Consider the following 21,641-nt stretch of genomic DNA (forward strand, 5'->3'; position numbering starts at 1 on the left):
TCAGGACTCCTTGACCGCGATGGTCTCCACGGTGTTCGCGACGTGCTCGAACGCGTCAGCCGCCTCTTCCAGCACATCCACGATCTGCTTGAGCTTCAGCACCTCCATGGCGTCGTACTTGCCGTTGAAGAGCTGGGCCAGCAGCTTGCGGTGGACCTGATCGGCCTGGTTCTCCAGACGGTTGATCTCGATCCAGTACTCGGTGAGGTTGTCCATGGTCCGCAGCCCCGGCATGGCCTCGGCGGTCAGTTCCGCCGCCCGGGCCAGCACCTCGATCTGCTTCTCGACGCCCTTGGGCAGCTCCTGGACCTGGTAGAGGACGACCAGGTCGACGGCCTCCTCCATGAAGTCCATGATGTCGTCGAGCGAGGACGCCAGCTTGTAGATGTCCTCGCGGTCGAACGGCGTGATGAAGGAGGAGTTCAGCTGGTGGAAGATCGCGTGGGTGGCATCGTCCCCCGCGTGCTCCGCTGCCCGCATACGCTCCGCGATCTCGACTCGGGAGGCAGAATCCGCCCCGAGCAGTTCCATCAGGAGTTTCGAGCCCGTGACAATGTTGTCCGCGGACGCGGAGAACATGTCGTAGAAGCTCGTCTCCCTGGGGGTCAGACGAAAGCGCACGTGGGGTCCTCGGGGTGCTTTGGATTCGGTCAGGCTGATGCTAGGCGCATCATCCGGCCACGGCTAACCGGCGTTCTTCAGTGTCGCCCATCGGACACGGCGAACAGCACGGACCCCCGGTCACGGTTCGGCGGGATTCGGTACCATATACCCAGCAGGGGTATCAATACCGCACGGCGTGGCGCGGGCGGGGCAGGGCGGCGGAATCGTCCGGCACGGCCCCCGCGCACAACGGTGGGCCCGAGGGTTCCGCATTTCCCCGTTCCGGCAGGGACACTTACCGGCAGGGACACTCAGAGGACAGCAACGGGAGGACGCAGATGACCACGACCGGGACCACAGGGACGGAATCTACGGGCGTGGCGGCCCCGGACGCGGGGGCGGTCGCCCCCGTGGACATCGTCACCGACCACGACCGCGGCATTCACGGCTACCACCACCAGAAGGACGAGCACCTCAAACGGCTCCGCCGCATCGAGGGCCAGATCCGAGGCCTCCAGCGCATGGTCGACGAGGACGTCTACTGCATCGACATACTCACCCAGGTGTCGGCGTCCACCAAGGCACTCCAGTCCTTCGCCCTCCAGCTGCTGGAGGAGCACCTGCGCCACTGTGTCGCCGACGCGGCCGTCAAGGGCGGCGAGGAGGTCGACGCGAAGGTCGAGGAGGCCACGAAGGCCATCGCCCGCCTGCTCCGCACCTGAGGCGCGACCCCGTGAGCGGTGGCGGTGCGGAGGGAAGCGGGCGTCACCCCCGGCGAGCGGCCTGCCGGGGGACCGTCGCCGTCGCCCAGGACTCCGCACCGCGTACGTCGAGCACTTCGTCGATCCGGTCGCGGCTGAGGCGTTCCTCGCCCGCCGCCGACGCGGCGATCATCAGCTCGCCGCACAGCTCGATCTCGGCGAGGGCCACACAGTCCTGAGCGTTCGGAGCGCTGAGCGTCACCACCTGCGTCACCTCTCTCTGCCGTCTCCCGGCCGTCACCTGCCCCTGGCACACCGGCTTCCCAGCCTAGGGAGCGCGACAGGCACCGCGCATGGCACGGACGGACCATTTTGCGCCCCCTCCCAACCGACCCCGCCACCCGGCCCGTCCAGGCCGCCAACACCGACGCCGCCCGTCCCGGCAGCCCCAGCCGCCAACACGCGACGCCGCCCGGTCCCGTCGCCCGGCGGCCCCGCCGCCCTCACCCCTGCCGGATCTCACCGGTATAGATGGCGTCCTCGCCCGGCAGGTTCACCGTGACCGGCAGTCCGAACCCGTACAGCAGCAGCGTCGAGACCACCGACACCTCCGGGCCCTCGGCGGAGAACGTGAACCGGTGCCGCACCTTCCGCAGCCGGCCGTCCTCGTCCAGGTAGGCGTCGAACGGGACGGCGTCCTTGCTGAACCCTTTCGCCGCCGCGCTCAGGGCCCCGCGCGACTGCGGCGACGCGGCCCGGGCCGCCCGGCCCAGATCCGCGACCCCCCGGTAGTGATGCACCGGCACCCCGGCCAGCTCGGACTTCCCCGCATAGGTCACATCGGCCGCGCCGCGCAGCAGTTCGGCCGCCGCCATCGGGTCGGTGACCCCGCCGGTGAGGAGGTTGCCGTCCTTCAGCGTGGTCGTGTCGATCCTGACCCACTTGTCGTCGGGCACCCCGGCACCGCGGTTCTTCATGTACAGCGTCCCCGGGGCCAGCAGCTCGGTGATCGGACGGTGTCCGTCCGCACCCGCGGCTTCCTCGGGCAGCACCACCTTGAGCCGCCCCAGCTGCCGGCGGAAGTCGTACGCGCCCTGCCCCCGGATCGTCACCCGCGTCCCGCCGGCCGCCGTCTCCATCGACGTACGGGTCTCCGCGCCGCCCGCCTCTACGAGGACGTCCGCCGCCTGCCCGAGCAGATCGAGCGGACGATCGGCGGCCACGGAGCGCCGCCCGGAACCGTCGCTCGCGCCGCTCCCCGCGTCCCCGCCGAAACACCCGGCGCTGACCGCGATCACTCCGGCCGCGGCGAGGGCGCGAACAGCACGGGCCCTGCCTCCGTCCCTGTACTGCTGCACCACCATCGCCTGCCAACCCCCAACGACTACCGCCCGGCCGAGCCTCACCCGCCCCGCATAACGACCGCCGACGCCCCCCGTCACGCGCCCCCGGCGCGTTGCGGCGCCGGCGGGGGGAGCCTGGGTGCCGTCGCCGGGTGCGGTGCCCTGGGGGCAGAAGCCCGGGCGCGGCCCCCGTTCGCCGGCTGCGGCCAGTACCGTGGTCGGGTGCATGAGGATCTCCCCGCCCCGGCCCGCACCACCGTCCCCCGCACCCGGACCGCCCCGGCTCCCTCGGCGGCCCCCGTCGTGGTCCTGGCCCCCGCCGCCCCGGGGCCCCCGTCCGACTCCGACTCCGCTCCCCCGCCCGGCCCGCCGGCCGGGCACAGCGCCAGGACGATCGAACGCGGCTCGTTCTGCCTGGCCCGCTGCTCCTGCGGCTGGTCGGGACCGGCACGCAGGTCCCGGGACCTGGCCCGTACCGACGCCGCGAAACACCTCGTCACCCCCTGACCCACCCGCCCGCCCGCAGGACCTGGTCGAAGCACGATCCCCCGGACGCTCAGAGGCGTCCGGGGGATCGGGAGAGAAGGGCGGGGAGATAAGGGAGACGGACGGCGGCAGAACCGAGGTGCTGACCGAGGTTCTGACCGCGACCGACGGGGACTGACGGGCTGACCGGGCTGACCGGGCTGACGGAGACCGTCAGGCGGCCAGGTCCTTCTCCCCCGGGTCGCCCCGGCCGGAACCGGGCCGCGGCTCGGGGATGCCCATCGCCTCGCCGTGCTCGTCCGCGTCCGCGACGGCCGCGCTCTTCGACCTGACGAACCAGCCCACCCGCGGCGAGCGGGCGATCGCCGCCATCAGCGGGGTCAGCAGCGCCATGGCGAGCGGGGCCAGCAGCAGGGCGACCGCCGTACCGAGGGCGAACCCGCCGATCACGTCGGTCGGGTAGTGGACGCCCATGTAGACCCGGCTGAAACCGGCGAAGAGCGCGAGGCCGATCGCGACGAAGCCGAACTTCCGGTTCGCCACGAAGATGCCGACGGCGATGCCCATCGCCAGGGTGGAGTGGTCGCTGACGAACGAGAAGTCCGTCTTGCCGTGGATCAGGACCTCAAGGCCTTCGTGGTCGTAGAACGGGCGCGGCCGTTCGACGAAACCGCGGATCGGGACGTTGACGAGGATCGCGATGGCGGCGGCGAGCGGCGCCCAGACGATGGCGGCGGCAGCCGTCACCGAGTCCTCGGCCGTCCCGCGCTTGCGCAAGCTCCACCAGCACCACAGGCCCACCAGCACCAGGCCGAACATGATCCCGTACTCGCCGACGAACTCCATGACCCGGTCGAACCAGGTCGGAGCGGCCTTCGCGAGGCCGTTGATGTCGTAGAGCAGACTGACGTCCGGGTTCGACCCGTCGAGTTCGAGTCCAGCCATCTGCTGCGGCCCCTTGCCTTGTCTGCTTCTTCTGCTGCGACGCGCGTCCTTGCACGCCGCCGTGGTCGAACCCCCGTGTCCGGTGCTGTCCGCTACCGCACCGCACAGCATCGCCGTACCGCGTCACCGCGACGCGTGGTCAGTGCGCGTGCCGTTCCCGTCCCCTGTCCAGGGAACGGCCCGGCCGTCGTGTGCGTTCCGCTCTCCACCGAATGATCACCATGACGTTATCGAAGAGTGACTCGTCATCGCAGCTCAGGGCCCAGGCTTCACAGAGAGTTCCGGCCACGGCCGACTGCCCGTCAGCACCCTTGGCCGCTCCGGAAGCCCCGAAGGCCACGCCCGTACGGGAGACGCCGGAACCACCGGCAGCCACCGGGAGGTGTGCGGGAGCCATCCGGGAGACATCCGTCACCCTGTGGGCAGATCCGTCGGAAGGGCGGCGGCGCCGTCCTTGGTGACCCGTGTCGCACCGAAGTAGTCCGGCGTGTCGATCTTGTCGAACCGGATGACCGACCCGGTGAACGGCGCGTTGATCATATAGCCGCCCCCGATGTACATCCCGACGTGCCGGATCGCACGCGAGTTGGTGAGGTCGTCGGAGAAGAACACCAGATCCCCCGGGAGCAGCTCGTCCCGCGAGGGATGCGGGCCCGCGTTGTACTGGTCGTTGGCGACGCGCGGCAGCTCGATGCCGACGGTCCGGTACGCCGCCTGGGTCAGCCCCGAACAGTCGAACCGGCCCTGCTGCTCCGGCGTACCGTTGCCGCCCCACAGATACGGCGTGCCGAGCTTCTTCTGTGCGAAGTAGATGGCCCCGGCGGCCTGCCGGGAGGGCGCGACGCGGCCGACGGGCCGGGCGAAGCTCTTCTCCAGCGAGCGGATGATCCTGACGTAGTTCTGCGTCTCCTTGTACGGCGGGACGCCGCCGTACTTGATCACCGCGTAGGCGCCGGCGTTGTACGCGGCGAGCATGTTGCTCGTCGGGTCGCCCGGCACCTTCTTCACGTACCCGGCGAGCTCGCAGTCGTACGAGGCGGCCGAGGGGATCGCGTCGGCGGGATCCCACACGTCCCGCTTGCCGTCGCCGTTGCCGTCGATCCCGTGCGTGGCCCACGTACCGGGGATGAACTGGGCGATGCCCTGCGCGGCGGCGTGGCTCTGCGCCTGTGGGTTCCAGCCGCTCTCCTGGTACAACTGCGCGGCCAGCAGCGCCGGGTTGATGGCGGGGCAGAGGTTGCCCCACTTCTGCACCAGCGGCTGGAACCGCGCCGGGACCGCCCCCTTGGCCAGCGCGACGGCGCCGCCGCCCCCCGACCCGGCGAGCCCGGCGGCGGCGGAGTACGTACCGACGACGAGCAGCGCCAGGAAGCACATGACCATGCCGACGCCGATGCCACCGAACACCCAGAATTTCCGCACCCCTCAACCATCCCCCATCGGGGCGCGCTTCAGAGCCGTTTTCGACGGTGTGTACGAGTCATCCGCGGCACACCCGGCGCACCCGAAGCACACGGGGGCGCCGACGGCTCACCGGCACCAGGGGTGACGCGGCCTCAGCCGCCGTCCCCGGACCAGAAGTCGGAGCGCACGTCGGGCCGGGGCAGCGGATAGACGTCCTTGTACGCCGGACCGTTCGGCTCGGCGGTGGGAGCGGCGACCTCGGACTCCTCCACGCACGGGCTGTCGGCCTCCAGGAAGGCCTGCCCCTTCCCCCGGAAGGAGACGCTGACACCGAATCCGCTCTTCGTGACCGCGTAGACCGCCGGGAACTTCTCGTCCTTGTTGACCGCCTTGATCCGGTAGTCGTTCTTCCGCCAGAACGTCTCCGCGCGGTCCAGGAACGTCTGACGGAGTTCGGGGGAGACGACGGTCATGACGGCCCGTCGGCGGGTCACACCGCAGGCGCGGGTGGTGGTCGGACCGTGCGCCCACCGCACATCGGGGTCGATGCCCTTCAGGACGGCGTCCAGCATCGCGTCGGACTGCTCGGCAGCCTCCTGCATGTCCATCCCGCGCTCCTTTCCGGTGCTCACGCCGCCGTCGCGCGCGCTTGTGTCCTCACTCCCGCACCCGGACAGCACCACACCCAGGGCCAGGACCACCGCGCCGAGGGGCAGAGCCCGCTTCGCTCGACTCACTTCGGTTCCTCCATCTTGAGCCGGTCGGCGTTGCCCGACACGATCAGGGCGATGCTGTCCGCGGACACGGCGTCGCGTTCCGGGCTGAAGTAGTTCGAGTGCGAGTCCAGACTGACACCGCTCCCGCTGACGAGCGGCGGACCGTCGGCCACCGGGAAGCGCCGCGCCCCGAACGCCTTGCTCGCCGGATCCTTCCCGAACCACAGGTCGTCGTCGCCCGGATCGGCCAGGTCGCCGCCCAGATAGGCCCCACCGGGGCCGCCCAGCGCCAGCCCGATGCCGCCCACCACCACCTGGGTCTTCGAGGGCAGCTTGGTCACCGGGTCGTTGGCGGCGGCGCCCACGAAGACGTGCTCGCTGCCGACGCCGAGGTCCACGGCGTGGTCGACGCCGACCCCAGGACTGCCGACCAGGATGATGTCGTCGACCCCGGGAATCCCGCCGGGGCGGGCCGCCGCGGCGCCCACGGTCCGGGACCCGTAGGAGTGCCCGATGGCCGTCAGGTGCGGGTCCTTGTTCTGGTTGGTCACGGAGATCCCGCCCATGAAGTCGCGGTAGGCCGCCCCGCCCTTCTCCGCGCGCCCCGTGCCCATGACGGCGAAGTAGCCCGCCGCCCCGTCCTTGTCCGGCAGCTGCGGCGCGTCGTACCCGAGCCAGACGATGGACGCCGTGGAGTCGTCGTATCCCTGCGCCCCGATCGCGGTGTCCCGGGCCCGCCCGAGGTCGTTCTTGGCGAATTCCTCGTCGAGCGAGGTGTTGAGCCCCGGTACGTACGCCGACACGTTCCGCGAGGCGTCCGGATTGCCGAACGAGACGATGGCCCGCCCGTTGCCCTCGTCACCGATCCCGATGAGATACATGGGCGGCTTCCCGTCCTCCTCGATCTGCCGCTCGATCTCCCGCAGCCCGGCCAGCTGGTCACGGGCCTTGTCGGTGTCGACGCCCTCCAGCTTGTCGATCAGCGCGGGAAGGTTCCTGCGGTTGGCGGCGTCGCGCGCGAGGACCGGGATGCCGTCGAGATTGCCGACCCGCTCCGGGACCAGCTCGACGTACCGGTCGCGCTCCTCCGGCGAGAGCCCGTCCCACCAGGCCTTGTTCCCGGCGGGGGTGGCGTTCTGCGGGATGCGCCCGCTCAGGTGCGCGCGCTCGGCGTCCCGCACCTCGGCGTCGACCCGCGCCCCCGAGCCGGGTATCGCCAGCCCGGCGCCGGCGCCGCCGACCGCCTTGTTCCAGTCCCAGGCGGCGCCGACGTAGTCGCCCCGGTCCCACTTCTCCCCCGCGCCCCGGGTGTCGCGCCCCCACTGGTCGACGATGCGCCGACCGCTCTCGCCCGGCCGCAGGACCGCGTCGACGACCCCTTGGACATCACCGCCCAGCCCGTCCCCGAGGAACCCGTCGAGGAACCCGCCGCCGTCGGGGCCCGCAGGTCTACCCGCGTCGACCGGCACGATGGCATCGCTCGGGGGGAAGACGCCGCCGCCTTGGTCGCCCCCTTCGGGACCTGACGTGTCACCGGAGCCGACGGCGTCACCGGAGCCGCTGCCGACGCTCCCGGCGGTGCCGCCGCTGTCTCCGCCAGTGCCACCAGTGCCACGAGCGCCGTCAGTGCCGCCAGGGCCGCCCGTGCTTCCGGTGGTCGCGGTACCTCCGGTGTCACGGGTGCCACCGCCGGTACCGCCGGTAAGACCGGACTCGTCACCACTGCCACCGCCGCCGTCGGCTCCAGCACCGCCGTCCGTACCGGCCCCCGGAGCACCACCGGGACCGCTGCTGTTGCCGCCGCTCCCGCTGCCACTGCCGCTGCCGTCGGCGCTACCTCCGCCGGCCACGACGTCATGTCCCGGGGCCGGGCACGAGCCACCGGTGAGCTCGCAGATCGCGCTACGGATCTCCGCGGTGAGCTGCCTGCCGGTTCCGGTGGCCGTCAGCCCGCCGACGAGCGCGACGACCACGAGGACGAGGCCCAGATACTCCAGCGCGGTCTGCCCGGCGTCGCGGCGGAGCTTCATCATCCGGGTGAAGCTGAACAGCCGTTGTTCGGCCCGCTGCTCCAGACCGCTCCTGAACCATCGACGGCTCCCCGGCCGGCACAGCAGCACGATGGCGGCCGTCGGTATCACCAGCCGGGCGACACCCCCCGCCCCGGCGCCGCCGCTCAGCTCCGCGAGGGCGCCGAGGACGATCCACGCCTGAACGGCGAGAAGCCCGTACCAGACCCGGACGCCGCCCTTGCGGACGTACAGCGACAGCACGAAGGCGCCGATGCCGGGTAACGACGCGTAGAGCAACAGCCCGAGGAGGTACCCGTCCACCGCGTCCACCGAGGACGCCGTCGACAGGGCCCTGATCGCGCCGACCAGGGTGGCCACGAAGAGAACGTGCAGCAGGATCAGCACCGCCTGCAACGGCCGGGGCATCAACCGCCCCGCATCCGCGGCGGCAGCGCTTACATCGACGCCAACAGGGACCGCGCTTCTTCGTATGCCGGACAAGAGCAGTCCCCTACCTCGTGAGTGGGCGAAACGGGCGACAGATCAGTCACTCCGCGTATGCGACCACACGGGCAGGGGGCACGACATGGGCCCCAGGACCCAATACAGGGCTCAAAGCCCGCACACACCGGCCCAGTTGAGACGACTTGCCCCGATCCGCCGCCACGTCGGCCGCGGCACCCTCTGGCGAAGCGTCGAACAGGCAGCCGACCCGGCGCACCGACGGCTCTCGAACGGCGCATACGAACACGCCGTGCCCCGCGAACGCTGCAACCGCGTCAGGAACCCATGGCCATCGTCGTTGCTCCTGGTCACACCCCGTGATACACAGAGTAACCAGACGTGTGCGTGAAGAGCCGGACGAGCCGCAGGTCAGGGCGACCGCCCCGGTCAAACGTGCGAGATCCGGGTAAAGAGACCCGGGAAGGCGTCGTGCGAGCGCGGTTTCATCAGCGAAGATAGAAGGCGACCCGTGCCGAACGGCACGGGCAGCGAACTACCCAACAGGGGCGGTGACTTACATGATCCTGGCAGCAGAGAAGGGCGACATCACCACCATCATCGGCGGAATCGCTCCGGACTGGGGGCCGTTCGGGACGCTGGGCAACGAGGCGCGCATCATGATCGAGGTGGTGATGGCCATTGCCATTCTGCTCTGCCTCGGCATCGCGATCTGGGGCGCGGCGAAGCAGCGCATCGGGGCGACGGCACTCCGCGACACGTTCAGCGCGGAGCAGGGCAAGGGCCTGATCGTGGCAGGACTGACAGGGGTCTTCATCATCGGTTCCCTGGGCACCCTGTTCACCATCGTCTACGGAATGGCCGTCTGACCCTCCGCCGGCCGGCTCCGCCGGGCCGCCCCTGCCCGCTCCCCACCATCCGCCCGTCGTGCCCACCGGCTGAGGTCGCGTTTCCCTGATGTCGAGTCACCACACCGCGCTCAAGCGGCAACCAGCACAGCTACCGTCGTCCTGCGCGGATCCGCACACGACCGAGGGAGCGAACGCGGCATGAGTCCCGGTGACGAGCACGACTACCGCGGCAAGGACCAGGGGGGGCGCCCGGACGACCCGTACAGCACCCTCGGCGGCACCCGTCAGACCCGCACCCGTCTCCCCGACGGCGACGCCGGGCTCCCTCAGGCGCGCCGCCCGGTCCGCAACTCCCGCTCCCTCGTGACGATCACCGGTGTCGTGGTCCTCCTCATCGCTGCCATCGCCTTCGCCAACCGGGGCGGTGGCGGCGACGGGGACGCCGCCCCGGACGCCAAGAAGCCCGGGGCCGCGGGAAGCACCCCCACCGCGGCCACCGGCACCAAGCCCGTCCAGGGCAGGAACGGCACGATCGCCTCCGGCTTCGCCCGCGACGAACAGGGGGCGCAGAGCGCCGCGGCGAACTACGCGGTGGCGCTGGGGTCCGCGGAGATGTTCACGAAGGAGAGCCGCCACCAGATCCTCGACACGGTCTACTCGCCCGCGGCGGCGGAGAAACTCAGAGCACCTCAGGACCTGGCCTACTCGGCCGAGTTCCTCGCGCGCCTCGGTCTCGACCCCGACGGCAGCGCCCCGGAGGGCAGCACCTTCATCTCGAGAACGGTTCCCGTGGGCACGAAGGTGCTCGCGTTCGACGACGACACCGCAAAGGTGGCCGTCTGGTACACGGGGCTCATCGGCATGTCCGGTCAGGACTCCACCAAGCCCGTCAGCACCACCTGGAAGACGTGGACGGCCCAGTTGTCGTGGTTGGACGGTGACTGGAAAGTGACGGGATCATCCGAGAGCGACGGCCCGGCGCCGGTTCCCGGTGATGTCGCGGCTTCCCGGTCGGACGCGATCAGCAAGGCCGTCGAGGAGTACGGAGGCTTCACTTATGCCAGGTAGCCCCAAGCGCCGTGGTCCCCAGCGCCGTAGTCCCCAGCACCGCTTCCGTTCGGTGGCCACCACGCTGATCGGACTGCAAGCCGTCGCCCTGACGTTCGCCGGACGCGCGGCAGCAGAGCCGACCCCCACCCCGACGCCCACCCCGACGCCTTCACCGAGCCCCAGCAACGACTGCAGCCTGCTGTTCGGCGAGGTGAAGAAGTTCTGCGAGGAAGGCGACAGCGACAGCGCTCCCAGCAGCGTCCCGGGGTCCCCCGACCCGACAGAGTCCCTCGACCCCCTCTCCTCCCTGGCCCGAGGCTGCGCCGACGCCGCCTCCTGGATCGTCGGCAAGCTCAGCGAGGCCGTCGAGTCCACGGCCGACGTCGACTTCACCAACCCCAAGTTCCTCCAGCAGTACGCCGTCATCTTCGCGGCCTCCACCATCCTCACCCTCGTCCTCTGGCTCCTCGCCGTGGCCAAGCGGGCCATCCGCGGCGTCCCCCTCACCACCGCGATCTCCGAGGCCGTCGGCTTCCTCTGGCTCACCGTCCTCGCCTCGGCCTTCACCCCGCTGATCCTCTACACGATCGTCTCCGCCACCGACGGCGTCACCGAGGTCATCTCCTCCGCCACCGGCGGCCAGACCGACGTCTTCTTCGGCTCGTTCGCCGAAGCCCTCAAGAAGGGCGAGGACATCGGCGGCGGGCCGATCATGCTGATCGTCGTCTCGCTCGTCTCGATCCTCGCCGCCGGCATCCTGTGGCTGGAACTCGTCATCCGCGCCGCCCTGCTCTACGTCGGCGCGCTCCTCGGGATCGTCGTCTACGCCGGTCTCGTCGACAAGAACATGTGGGGCCACGTCCGCCGCTGGGCCGGCATCATGATCGCGGTGATCATGGTCAAGCCGGTCATCGTCATCGTCCTCGGCCTCGCCGGAGCACTCTCCACGGGCGACGGCCCCGACGCCTTCTCCGCCGTCGTCTCCGGCCTCTCCATCATCCTGCTGGCCATCTTCGCCTCCGCCATGATCTACCGCTTCGTCCCCGGCTTCGGCGACGAGATCCAGGGCGCCCGCACCAACCGCAAGCAGGCCACCGACGGCTCCCAGGCCGCCGCCATGATCAGCTCCCCGGCCGCCCTCGTCTCCCAGGGCATCAAGACCCACAGCGGCCGCAACGACCAGAACAGCGGCGGAGGCGGAGGCGCCCGCCCCGCCAACCCGGCCAGCGGCGGCGTCGCCGCCCACAGCTCCCGCACCACCGGCGGAGGCGGCGCCGCCCCCTCGCCCCGCAGCGGGTCCGCACCCACCTCCGGGACACCCCACAGCAGCCGCTCCTCCCGAGGCGGAGGCGGCTTCGGCACCACAGGTAACGCGAACACAGGAGGTGGAGGGCGTTGACCACCCAGTCCCACACGATGACGCCCCGCCGCACGTATCTCATCGGCCGCGCCCGGCCGAACGCGATCGTCGGCAAGAACCGCGAGACCGGCGAGATCGCCCTCATCATCGCCGGCGCGTTCCTCGGCATGATGAGCGGACTCCTCGTCCCCGTCCTCTCCCTCCGCATCGTCTGCCTCGTCGGCTTCCCGATGCTGGCCCTCGCCATCGTGTACGTCCCGTACAAGGGCCGCACCTTCTACAAATGGTTCGAGATCAACCGCAGCTTCAAACGCTCCCTGCGCCGCGGCACCGCCTACCGCTCCACCGCCATGGAGGCGGGCGTCAGCTCCGACGGCCGTGAGGTCGAGATCGGACCGCCCCCCGGCATCGGCCGGATCAGCTGGCTCGCCGCCCCCTTCGGCCCCGACGAGATCGCCGTGCTCCTCCACGCCGACCGCCGCACCGTGACCGCCGCCATCGAGATCGAGGGCCCCGGCGTCGGCCTCCGTGACAGCGAGGACCAGGAAGCCCTCGTCGACCGCTTCGGCACCCTCCTCAAGCACGTGGCCAACGGCGACGGCTTCGTCACCCGCCTCCAGATGCTCGCCCGCACCCTCCCCGCCGACCCCGACGCCCACGCCAAGGACGTCGCCCAGCGCGGCGACAAGGCGTCCCCGGGCTGGCTCCAGGAGTCCTACGACCAGCTCCAGTCCATGGTCTCCACCTCCAGCGAGCAGCACCGCGCCTACCTCGTCGCCTGTATGCACTACAGCCGCGAACTGGCCGCCGAGGCCAACGCCATGGCCCGCGCCGCCCGCCCCCACGGCGGCCGCAAGCTCGACCGCGACGCCGGCCTCGCCGTCGTCATGGCCCGCGAGCTCACCGACATCTGCGCCCGCCTCGCCGAGGCCGACATCCGGGTACGCCAGCCGCTCGGCCAGAGCCGCCTGGCCTCCCTCGTCCACTCCATGTACGACCCCGACCACCCCATCGACCACATCCAGGCCATGACCAAGCGCAACGCCTGGCCCGCCGAACTGGACGCGGTCGAGCCGACGTTCCTCCAGGCCAAGACCCGCGAGTCCACCACCCGCGCCCCCTGGTGCCACGCCACGGCCTGGGTGAAGGAATGGCCGATGACCCCCGTCGGCGTCAACTTCCTCGCCCCGCTCCTCGTCCACACCCCCGACGTCATCCGTACGGTCGCCGTCTGCATGGACCTCGAACCCACCGAGGTGGCCATCGAACGCATGCTGACCGAGAAGACCAACGACGACGCCGAGGCCAGCCGCCAGGCCAAGATGAACCGCACCGTCGACCCCCGCGACATCGCCGCCCACGGCCGGCTCGACCAGCGGGGTGAAGATCTCGCCAGCGGTGCGGCCGGAGTGAACCTGGTGGGGTACATCACGGTGTCGTCCCGCTCACCCGAGGCCCTCGCCCGCGACAAGCGCACCATCCGCGCCTCGGCGGGCAAGTCGTATCTCAAGCTGGAGTGGTGCGACCGCGAGCACCACCGGGCCTTCGTGAACACCCTCCCGTTCGCCACCGGCATCCGCCGCTGACGCGGCCACCCCCAGAGCACACCGAACCGAACCGCGACAAGAGAGGGCACTCCCACCATGCGAGACCCCCTGTCCGCATTGTCGGATGCCTTCACCTCCTTCCTCTTCGGCAAGGTGGAGACGACCCGCCTCCCCGTCCGTACGTCGACGGGCCAGGCCCAGGCCGTCTACCTCCCCACCGCAGCCCCGGGCCTCGGCGACTCCGGCGTGATCATCGGCCGCGAGGTCTACAGCGGCAAGGGCTACATCTACGACCCCTTCCAGCTGTACGGGCAACAGCTCCCCGCCCCCCACTGGCTCGTCCTCGGCGAGTCCGGCAACGGCAAGTCGGCGCTGGAGAAGACCTACGTCCTACGCCAGCTCCGCTTCCGTGACCGCCAGGTCGTCGTCCTCGACGCCCAGGGCGAGGACGGCGTCGGCGAATGGAACCTCATCGCCCAGGAGCTGGGCATAACCCCCATCCGCCTGGACCCGACCGCAGCCCTCAACGGCGGCATCCGGCTCAACCCCCTCGACCCCTCCATCACCACCACCGGCCAGCTCGCCCTGCTCCGTACGATCATCGAAGTAGCGATGGGCCACGGCCTCGACGAGCGTTCCGGCTTCGCCCTGAAGGTCGCCCACGCCTACGTCACCGCGACCAACACCGACCGCCAGCCGGTCCTGATGGACATCGTGGAGCAGCTGCGCCACCCGGAGCCCGAGTCCGCCGAGGCGATGAACGTCGACATAGACGACGTACGGGCCTGGGGCCTGGACGTCGCCCTCGTCCTGGACCGCCTGGTCGACGGTGACCTGCGCGGCATGTTCGACGGCCCCACCACCGTCGGCATCGACCTCGACGCGCCCCTCATCGTCTTCGACCTCTCGCACATCGACCGCAACTCGATCGCGATGCCGATCCTGATGGCGATCGTCGGCGTCTGGCTGGAGCACACCTGGATCAGGCCCGACCGCAAGAAGCGCATCTTCCTGGTCGAGGAGGCGTGGCACATCATCAACTCCCCCTTCGTCGCGCAGCTCTTCCAGCGCCTCCTGAAGTTCGGACGCCGCCTCGGCCTCTCCTTCGTCGCCGTCGTCCACCACCTCAGCGACGTGGTGGACGGAGCCGCGGCGAAGGAAGCGGCGGCCATCCTCAAGATGGCCTCCACCCGCACGATCTACGCCCAGAAATCGGATGAGGCCCGAGCGACCGGCCGGGTCATCGGCCTGCCCCGCTGGGCCGTCGAGATCATTCCGACGCTCACCCCCGGCATCGCCGTCTGGGACGTCAACGGCAACGTCCAGGTCGTCAAACACCTGATCACCGAGGCCGAACGCCCCCTGGTGTTCACCGACCGCGCCATGACCGAGGGATCGACGGACGACCTGCTTCCCGAGGACATCCGCGCCGCCGAGCTGGAGGCGGAACAACGGGCGGCCCGCATCGAGCACCAAGCACGGATGAACGAGTCGTCAGAGTCAACGGTGGCATGACATGGCACGCCAGCCGGCACGCGGCCGTGGCCCGGCCCATCACGACGGACACGACCGGCCCCAGGGCGGCGGCGTCCCGGACGGCCTGCTGATCGGCCTCCTGGGCCTCCTCTTCGCCGCCACCCTGGTCGGCTGGACGGCCACCGGCCTCGCCGGGCTCTTCGCCCACGGGGCCTGGCCGGACGGCGTGACGTTCACCGGGTCCCCGCTCGCCCTGCGCGAACTGGCCACCGCCCCCCAGGACCTCGCCGCGGCCTGGCCGGGGACACCCCCGGCCCAGCTCTCCGGGTACGGCCTGTTCTGGGGCCTGTTCATCGGCGAACTGATGGTGCTGGTGGTCCTCGTGGTGTTCACGCTCGGAGTCGTGGCCCGTGGCCGTGCCGTACGGGAACGGCGCCGCGAGGAACGGGCCCTCGGCACGCAGGAGAAGCGGCCCCCCGCACAGAACCCACCGCCGGCCCAGCTCCAAGCACCGGCAGCAGCGGTGACGCACACTCACCCCGGCGCCGCCACCGCAAGCACACCCGCGGCCACAGAGACCCCCGCTCCCCCCGAGGCCGCCCACGAAACCCTGAACACCCCCGGGCCCCCCGAAGCCCCCGGGACCTCCGAGGAGCCCCCCGGAACCGCCCCCTCCGACGCCCCTCCCACCCACGACCACCCCCACCCCCTCTCCCTCCCGTCCCCCCGCACCCCCCTCCTCGTCTACGCTCCCGCCCCCGCCCGTCGCCCCACCGTCGTCCGGGCCGTACACGACGCCGAGGGCCCCGCCCTCGTCGTCACCTCGGACCCCACCGTCTGGGCCGAGACGAAAGACGCCCGCGCCAAGCTCGGCCCGGTCCTCGTCTACGACCCGGGCCACCTCTGCGACACCCCCGCCCGCCTCCACTGGTCGCCCACCGCGGGCTGCGAGCTCCGCGACGTCGCCGCCGCACGCGCCGCCGCCCTGCTCGCCCCGGTACGCCCGCAGGCCCGGATCGACGCGGCGGTGGCCGACACCGCGCAGACGCTCCTCCAGTGCTGGCTGCACGCCGCCGCGGTGGACGGCCGCCCCTTCCGCCAGGTCCTCCGCTGGGCCTCCGGCTCCGGCGCCCACGAACCGGTACGCCTCCTCCGTACGCACCCCAAGGCCGCGTCCGGACTCGCCGGGCTGCTGGAGTCCGCCCTCACCGCCTATCCCGAACGCCGCGAAGTGGCCCAGGAACTGACGGTACGGGCGTTCGCCGCACTGTCCACGGTGCACATCCGCGAGGCCTGCACGGCGAACCGAGCGGATTCCCTCGCGCTGGAATCTTTTGCGGACGAAGGGGGAACGCTCTATCTGGTGGGCGAATCCATCGAGGATCCCCGCTCCCGCCCCGGCGCGATGCCCCTCCTCACCGCGCTGGCCGCAGACGTGGTCGAGCACGGCCGCCGCATGGCCGCACGGTCAACCGACGGTCGGCTCGACCCACCAATGACGCTCGTCCTCGACGACATCGCGGCCGTGGCGCCCCTTCCCCAGCTCCCGGAACTGCTCGCGACCGGCCAGAACCGGGGCATGCCCGCCCTCGTGCTGCTCCGCTCCCGCGAACAGGGACGGGCCCGCTGGCAGGACCGCCTGCACGCCCCCGCCCCGGGCACCGTCTAGACGAAAGCCAGACGGGCTAGACGAGAAAGCCGGACGGAAGACAGCGGAGCGCCGGCCGGACGAAAGGCCCGGGAGCGCCGCTACCCCTCGCGCCCGAGGACGTACTCCAGCTCCAGCTCGCCCCGGTCGCCCGGGGCCGGGATCCGCTGCCCGGAGGGGACGAATCCGAACCGCCGGTAGAACGCGGCGGCCCGCAGATTCCTCTCGTGCACATAGAGGCGCACCCGCTCCAGCCGGGGCGAGGACAGCGACCACGCCCACGCGACGGCCTCCCGGAACAGCGCGTCCGTCACCCCGGTCCCCCGGACCTCGGGACGGACGAACACACCGACCAGGTGCGCCTGGTCCACCTCAGCGGCCTCTCCGAAGCGCGCATCGTCCTCCGGACGCTCGACGAGCACGGTGACCGTACCCACCCACACCCCTTCGGGCGACTCCGCGACGAACTGCCGGACACGATCGCCCCCGCCCTCGGCAGCGGCCGCGGCGCGCTCCTGCCAGAAGGCGTCCGGTTTCGCCGCGGCCTCCTCGTACGACTCCAGGAACGCCACCGGCGCCGCCGGGTCTTTCAGAGCATCCAGCCGCAACCGCCTGACCTGCGGCCATTCCTCGGCCCGCACCGCACGCATCACATGATCCATCCCCCGATCCTCACCCCCGCCCGCCCTACGTTCAACCGACTAACCCCACCGTCACCACCGGGAACGCGACCGCTCCCGCCTCGCCCCCCACACCCGTCGTACCCCGGTACTACGCCACACGCCCACGTCCAACCCCCGGTCGGACGACCGTGCCGCGCCGTCTCCGTAGCGTCGACCGCATGATCAAGGCACACGGACTCACCAAGCGGTACGGCGACAGAACCGTCGTCCAGGACCTCGACTTCACCGTCCGCCCCGGCACGGTCACCGGCTTCCTCGGCCCCAACGGCGCCGGGAAATCCACGACGATGCGCATGCTCCTGGGCCTCGACGCCCCGACGCACGGCCACTCCACCGTCAACGGGCGCTCCTACGCCACCCACCCCGCGCCCCTCACCCAGGTCGGCGCCCTGCTGGAGGCCCGGTCCGTCCACCCGGGCCGGTCCGCCCTCGACCACCTGATGGCCCTCGCCCACACCCACGGCATCCCGCGCCGCCGGGTCGAGGAGGTCATCGACCTCGCCGGGCTGACCGGCGCCGCCCACCGGAGAGTCAAGGGCTTCTCCCTCGGCATGGGCCAGCGGCTCGGCATCGCCGCCGCACTCCTCGGCGACCCCTCCACCGTCATCCTGGACGAACCGGTCAACGGACTGGACCCCGAAGGCGTCCTGTGGGTCCGCACCCTCCTCACCTCCCTCGCCGCCGAAGGCCGTACGGTCCTCGTCTCCTCCCACCTGATGAGTGAGATGGCCCTCACCGCCGACCACCTGATCGTCATCGGCCGTGGCAGGCTCCTCGCCGACACCACGGTGGCCGATCTGATCCGCTCGGCGGGCGGGACGTCCGTCAAGGTCGTCACCCCGCAGCCGGACGACCTGAGCGCCCACCTGACGGGCCCGGGCGTGACCATCACCGCCACCCGTGCCGCCACCGCCGACGCCCCGGGCCACGAACTCCGGATCCGAGGAGCGGACGCCGCGCACATCGGAGGCGTGGCCGCCGCACACGCGATCACGCTCTACGAACTCACGCCGCAGACCGTGTCGCTGGAGCAGGCGTTCATGGACCTCACCCAGGAATCGGTGGACCACCGGCCGCAGCAGCGGACACCGGCGACTCCCGCCTCCTCCCCTCTCACCGGAGCAGCAGCATGACCACGGCCCAGCCCACCCTGCAATCCCCGAGCCCGACCCCACCGCCATCACCCCCGTCACCGTCACCGTCACCGCAGTACCGGATCACCGCGCCCCGGATCCTGCGCTCGGAATGGCACAAACTCCACTCCCTGCGCTCCACCTGGATCACCGTCGTCTCCGCGGTCGTCATGGTCCTGGGGGTCGGCCTGATCATGGGCGGGACCTACACCTCCGGCGGCGGGGACTCCGACGTCGACACGATCGTCCTGACCCTGTACGGCAGCATGCTCGGCCAGTTGTGCCTGGTCGTCCTGGGCATCCTGATGACCGCCGGCGAGTACGCGACCGGGATGATCCGCTCCTCGCTCACCGCCGTACCCGCCCGGCTCCCCGTCCTGTGGGCCAAGGCCGCGGTGTTCGCCGCCACCGTCTTCACGGTCATGTTCGCGACGGCCCTGGTCACGTTCGCGGCGGTCCAGGCCTTCCTCCACGACACTGACCAGGCCGCCTCGCTCACCGACCCGGGCATCGTGCGCGCCCTGGCGGGGAACGCGGCGGCGCTCACCCTGCTGGGCCTGCTCGCCCTGGGCCTCGGCGCGCTGCTGCGCTCGGTACCGGGCGCGATCGGCGCGTTCATCGGCGGTGTCATGATCCTGCCGGAGATCCTCGGGATGCTCCCGTACGACGCCGTGGAGCGCGCCATCATGTACTTTCCCACCCAGGCCGCCGGCGCCCTGGGCTCCGCCACTCCCATCCCGGGCACCATCTCCCCCGGCCCCGCCCTGCTCGCCCTGTCCCTGTGGGCGGGCACGACACTGGCCGCGGCAGCGCTGGCGCTCGACCGCCGCGACGTCTGACCCCACGAGGAGCGACCAGGTGACGGACCACCCCCCGACCACCGGCACACCTCCGGCCCCCGACGTGGCCCCAGCACCACCCCCGCTCACCGGATCCACCACCACCGGCACCGGCACCGGCACCGGCGGCACGGCCCCCCTCACCCGCATCATCCGCAACGCCCTGGACCGCCTCCGCGCCTTCGACCGACGCCGGCCACGGGTGTGGGACGCCGCGGTGACCGGATTCTGGGTCGTGGCGGCGGTGCTCGACTACACCTCCGGCGGCTGGCGGACCGTCGCAGACGACGACGCGACGGCAGCCGAACCGCTGGTGCTCCTGATGAGCCTCTGCTTCTCGCTGCCGCTGCTGTGGCGCCGGACGCACCCCATGGCCGTACTGCTGCTGATGGCACCGGCGTCCCTGCTGAACGTCTGGACGGGCGCCGTGGTCCAGGCCGCACTCCTCCAGCTGATCCCAGTGTTCCAGATCGTCCTGCGCTCCTCTTTCCGTACGGTCGGGGCCGCGGCTGCCCTGTTCGTCACCCCGGTCCTGGCCATCGGCGTCCGCATCGCCTCCACCTGGGGCCAGCAAGTGGTCTCGTACGTCTGGGGCCTGGCCTTCGTCGTCCTGCTGGGGATCGCGGTACGCACGCGCCGCGAGTACACGGAGGCCCTGGTCGAGCGGGCCCACCGGCTGGAGCACGAACGCGACCAGCAGGCCCGGCTCGCCGCCGCCGCCGAACGCACCCGCATCGCACGGGAGATGCACGACATCATCGGCCACAACCTGTCCGTCATCACGGGCCTGGCGGACGGCGGCGCGTACGCGGCCCGGAAGAGCCCGGAACGGGCGGGCCAGGCGCTGGAAGCCATCGGTGCCACCAGCAGGCAGGCCCTGTCCGAGTTGCGCCGTCTCCTGGGCATCCTGCGCGACGACCACCCCGAGGCCGTACGCGCCCCGCAGCCGACGCTCGACGAACTGGCCCCCCTCATCGAACGCGTACGCCGGGCGGGGCTCCCCGTCCACCTGGCACTCCACGGCGAACCCCCCGCCCGGTCGCTCACCCCGGGCCGCCAACTCACCGTGTACCGAGTGGTCCAAGAGGCACTGACCAACACCCTCAAGCACGCCACCCGGCCCACGTCCGCGACGGTCACGCTCACCTACTCACGCACCCACCTCGACGCCCGCATCACCGATACGGGCACCGGAACCGGCACGACCGCGGACGCGGAGGAAGCCGCACTGCCGGCCCAGGGCATCATGGGCATGCGGGAACGCGCCGCGCTCTACGACGGCACCGTCGAGGCCGGCCCGCTGCCGAACCACGGCGGATGGCAGATAACGCTCCGCCTTCCCCTGGAGGACACGCACCCGTGACGACCGTACTCATCGCGGACGACCAGCCGATGCAGCGCTTCGGGTTCCGCATGCTGTTGGAGAGCCAGGACGACATGACGGTCGTCGGCGAGGCGGGCAACGGCGCCGAGGCCGTCGGCCTGGTCACCCGCCACCACCCGGACGTCGTGCTGATGGACATCCGTATGCCGGGCCTGGACGGCATCGAGGCGACCCGGCGCATCATCGCTTCGGGCGCCAGGACCCGCATCCTCATCGTCACGACGTTCGACCTCGACGAGTACGCCTACGACGGGCTGCGCGCCGGAGCCAGTGGCTTCCTGGTCAAGGACGCCCTGCCCGAGGAACTCCTCGCCGGCGTCCGCGCGGTGGCCGCGGGCGACGCGGTGGTCGCCCCGACCCTGACCCGCCGCCTCCTCGACGCCTACGTCCACCACCTCCCGGTAACACCCGGTGCACCGGGTGCGGCGGACCCGCGCATCACCGCGCTGACGGAACGGGAACGGGAGATCCTCACCGTGATCGGCCAGGGCTGGTCCAACACGGAGATCGCCGCCCGCCTCCACCTCGCCGAGTCCACGGTGAAGACGCACGTGACCCGCATCCTCGCCAAAACCGGCGCGAGGGACCGCGTCCAGGCGGTCATCCTGGCCTACGACACCCGCCTCGTCACCCCGATGTAGGGGATGCGTGGGGAGGGGTACGGAAACGTCTCCTCAAAGACCCTGGAACGCAGAAAAGCCCCGTGCCACAAGGCACGGGGCTTTCCCGGAAAAATTGTTCGGCGGCGTCCTACTCTCCCACAGGGTCCCCCCTGCAGTACCATCGGCGCTGAAAGGCTTAGCTTCCGGGTTCGGAATGTAACCGGGCGTTTCCCTAACGCAATGACCACCGAAACACTATGAAATTAACCAACACCGGATGAAAACACGGCCGTTCGTTATTTCAGAACTAACACAGTGGACGCGAGCAACTGAGGACAAGCCCTCGGCCTATTAGTACCAGTCAGCTCCACCCGTTGCCGGGCTTCCACATCTGGC

20 protein-coding genes and 1 rRNA gene are annotated in these 21,641 nt (G+C 71.0%); 12 read left to right on the forward strand and 9 right to left on the reverse strand.

What is annotated here, in order from left to right:
- Window positions 1–621 carry a DUF47 domain-containing protein gene (locus D581_RS0124885; RefSeq protein ID WP_026290881.1) on the reverse strand — a complete coding sequence of 207 codons (621 nt, stop codon included), beginning with the start codon at window positions 619–621 and terminating at the stop codon, window positions 1–3.
- A gap of 320 nt (window positions 622–941) precedes the next feature.
- Here D581_RS0124885 and D581_RS0124890 point away from each other — a divergent pair, with 320 nt between their 5' ends.
- Entirely contained in the window at window positions 942–1,325 is a 384-nt protein-coding gene (locus D581_RS0124890; protein WP_026290882.1) for a metal-sensitive transcriptional regulator, read from the forward strand.
- Window positions 1,326–1,368: 43 nt separating this feature from the next.
- On the opposite strand, the gene D581_RS0124895 is transcribed toward D581_RS0124890, so the two are convergent.
- Complete coding sequence (locus D581_RS0124895) at window positions 1,369–1,578, reverse strand: hypothetical protein (protein WP_018959907.1); 210 nt, start codon at window positions 1,576–1,578, stop codon at window positions 1,369–1,371.
- Window positions 1,579–1,807: 229 nt separating this feature from the next.
- Window positions 1,808–2,668 (reverse strand): SCO4651 family lipoprotein, encoded by an 861-nt coding sequence (locus D581_RS0124900; protein ID WP_018959908.1) that lies wholly within the window; start codon window positions 2,666–2,668, stop codon window positions 1,808–1,810.
- A gap of 201 nt (window positions 2,669–2,869) precedes the next feature.
- On the opposite strand from D581_RS0124900, the gene D581_RS0124905 reads away from it, so the two are divergent.
- Complete coding sequence (locus tag D581_RS0124905) at window positions 2,870–3,154, forward strand: hypothetical protein (protein WP_018959909.1); 285 nt, start codon at window positions 2,870–2,872, stop codon at window positions 3,152–3,154.
- A gap of 192 nt (window positions 3,155–3,346) precedes the next feature.
- Here D581_RS0124905 and D581_RS0124910 read toward each other — a convergent pair whose 3' ends face one another.
- From D581_RS0124910 to D581_RS0124925, 4 genes are all read right to left on the reverse strand, one after another.
- The gene (locus D581_RS0124910; protein WP_018959910.1) at window positions 3,347–4,078 is read right to left on the reverse strand and encodes a phosphatase PAP2 family protein; all 732 of its coding nucleotides are present in this window, start codon (window positions 4,076–4,078) and stop codon (window positions 3,347–3,349) included.
- A 411-nt stretch (window positions 4,079–4,489) separates the two neighbouring features.
- On the reverse strand, window positions 4,490–5,485 hold the full coding sequence (locus D581_RS0124915; protein ID WP_018959911.1) for a C40 family peptidase: 996 nt from the start codon (window positions 5,483–5,485) through the stop codon (window positions 4,490–4,492).
- 149 nt (window positions 5,486–5,634) lie between these two features.
- Complete coding sequence (locus tag D581_RS0124920) at window positions 5,635–6,219, reverse strand: hypothetical protein (RefSeq protein ID WP_018959912.1); 585 nt, start codon at window positions 6,217–6,219, stop codon at window positions 5,635–5,637.
- Window positions 6,216–8,636 carry an alpha/beta hydrolase gene (locus D581_RS0124925; protein ID WP_018959913.1) on the reverse strand — a complete coding sequence of 807 codons (2,421 nt, stop codon included), beginning with the start codon at window positions 8,634–8,636 and terminating at the stop codon, window positions 6,216–6,218. The genes D581_RS0124920 and D581_RS0124925 overlap by 4 nt, the downstream gene beginning before the upstream one ends.
- Before the next feature lie 596 nt (window positions 8,637–9,232).
- Here D581_RS0124925 and D581_RS0124930 point away from each other — a divergent pair.
- The 6 genes from D581_RS0124930 to D581_RS0124955 all read left to right on the forward strand — a co-directional run bounded on the left by D581_RS0124930 (window position 9,233) and on the right by D581_RS0124955 (window position 16,625).
- A complete protein-coding gene (locus tag D581_RS0124930) occupies window positions 9,233–9,541 on the forward strand; it encodes a hypothetical protein (RefSeq protein WP_003968086.1) in 309 nt (102 codons plus the stop codon).
- A 180-nt stretch (window positions 9,542–9,721) separates the two neighbouring features.
- Window positions 9,722–10,591 carry a DUF8175 domain-containg protein gene (locus D581_RS0124935; RefSeq protein ID WP_018959914.1) on the forward strand — a complete coding sequence of 290 codons (870 nt, stop codon included), beginning with the start codon at window positions 9,722–9,724 and terminating at the stop codon, window positions 10,589–10,591.
- Window positions 10,581–11,972 (forward strand): hypothetical protein, encoded by a 1,392-nt coding sequence (locus tag D581_RS0124940; protein WP_486585877.1) that lies wholly within the window; start codon window positions 10,581–10,583, stop codon window positions 11,970–11,972. The genes D581_RS0124935 and D581_RS0124940 overlap by 11 nt, the downstream gene beginning before the upstream one ends.
- Complete coding sequence (locus tag D581_RS0124945) at window positions 11,969–13,519, forward strand: SCO6880 family protein (protein WP_018959916.1); 1,551 nt, start codon at window positions 11,969–11,971, stop codon at window positions 13,517–13,519. Before D581_RS0124940 ends, D581_RS0124945 begins: the two co-directional genes overlap by 4 nt.
- Before the next feature lie 57 nt (window positions 13,520–13,576).
- Entirely contained in the window at window positions 13,577–14,995 is a 1,419-nt protein-coding gene (locus D581_RS0124950) for an ATP-binding protein (protein ID WP_032752959.1), read from the forward strand.
- A 1-nt stretch (window position 14,996) separates the two neighbouring features.
- Window positions 14,997–16,625 carry a TraM recognition domain-containing protein gene (locus D581_RS0124955; protein ID WP_018959918.1) on the forward strand — a complete coding sequence of 543 codons (1,629 nt, stop codon included), beginning with the start codon at window positions 14,997–14,999 and terminating at the stop codon, window positions 16,623–16,625.
- 80 nt (window positions 16,626–16,705) lie between these two features.
- Here the strand turns inward: D581_RS0124955 and D581_RS0124960 are convergent, their stop codons facing one another.
- The gene (locus tag D581_RS0124960; RefSeq protein WP_018959919.1) at window positions 16,706–17,266 is read right to left on the reverse strand and encodes a GNAT family N-acetyltransferase; all 561 of its coding nucleotides are present in this window, start codon (window positions 17,264–17,266) and stop codon (window positions 16,706–16,708) included.
- A 179-nt stretch (window positions 17,267–17,445) separates the two neighbouring features.
- Here D581_RS0124960 and D581_RS0124965 point away from each other — a divergent pair, with 179 nt between their 5' ends.
- Genes D581_RS0124965 through D581_RS0124980 form a run of 4 tightly spaced genes read left to right on the forward strand, consistent with a single transcriptional unit; the run spans window position 17,446 to window position 21,284 of the window.
- Window positions 17,446–18,420: an ABC transporter ATP-binding protein gene (locus D581_RS0124965; RefSeq protein WP_018959920.1), complete on the forward strand. Its 975-nt coding sequence runs from the start codon at window positions 17,446–17,448 to the stop codon at window positions 18,418–18,420.
- Window positions 18,417–19,259: an ABC transporter permease gene (locus D581_RS0124970; protein ID WP_026290884.1), complete on the forward strand. Its 843-nt coding sequence runs from the start codon at window positions 18,417–18,419 to the stop codon at window positions 19,257–19,259. The genes D581_RS0124965 and D581_RS0124970 overlap by 4 nt, the downstream gene beginning before the upstream one ends.
- 19 nt (window positions 19,260–19,278) lie before the next feature.
- Complete coding sequence (locus D581_RS0124975; protein WP_018959923.1) at window positions 19,279–20,622, forward strand: histidine kinase; 1,344 nt, start codon at window positions 19,279–19,281, stop codon at window positions 20,620–20,622.
- Window positions 20,619–21,284, forward strand: a complete 666-nt coding sequence (locus D581_RS0124980; RefSeq protein WP_018959924.1) for a response regulator — start codon at window positions 20,619–20,621, stop codon at window positions 21,282–21,284. Before D581_RS0124975 ends, D581_RS0124980 begins: the two co-directional genes overlap by 4 nt.
- Window positions 21,285–21,380: 96 nt before the next feature.
- On the opposite strand, the gene rrf is transcribed toward D581_RS0124980, so the two are convergent.
- Window positions 21,381–21,497, reverse strand: a 5S ribosomal RNA gene (gene rrf, locus D581_RS0124985).
- Window positions 21,498–21,641: the final 144 nt, after the last annotated feature.

This window comes from Streptomyces sp. CNB091 (genome assembly GCF_000377965.1).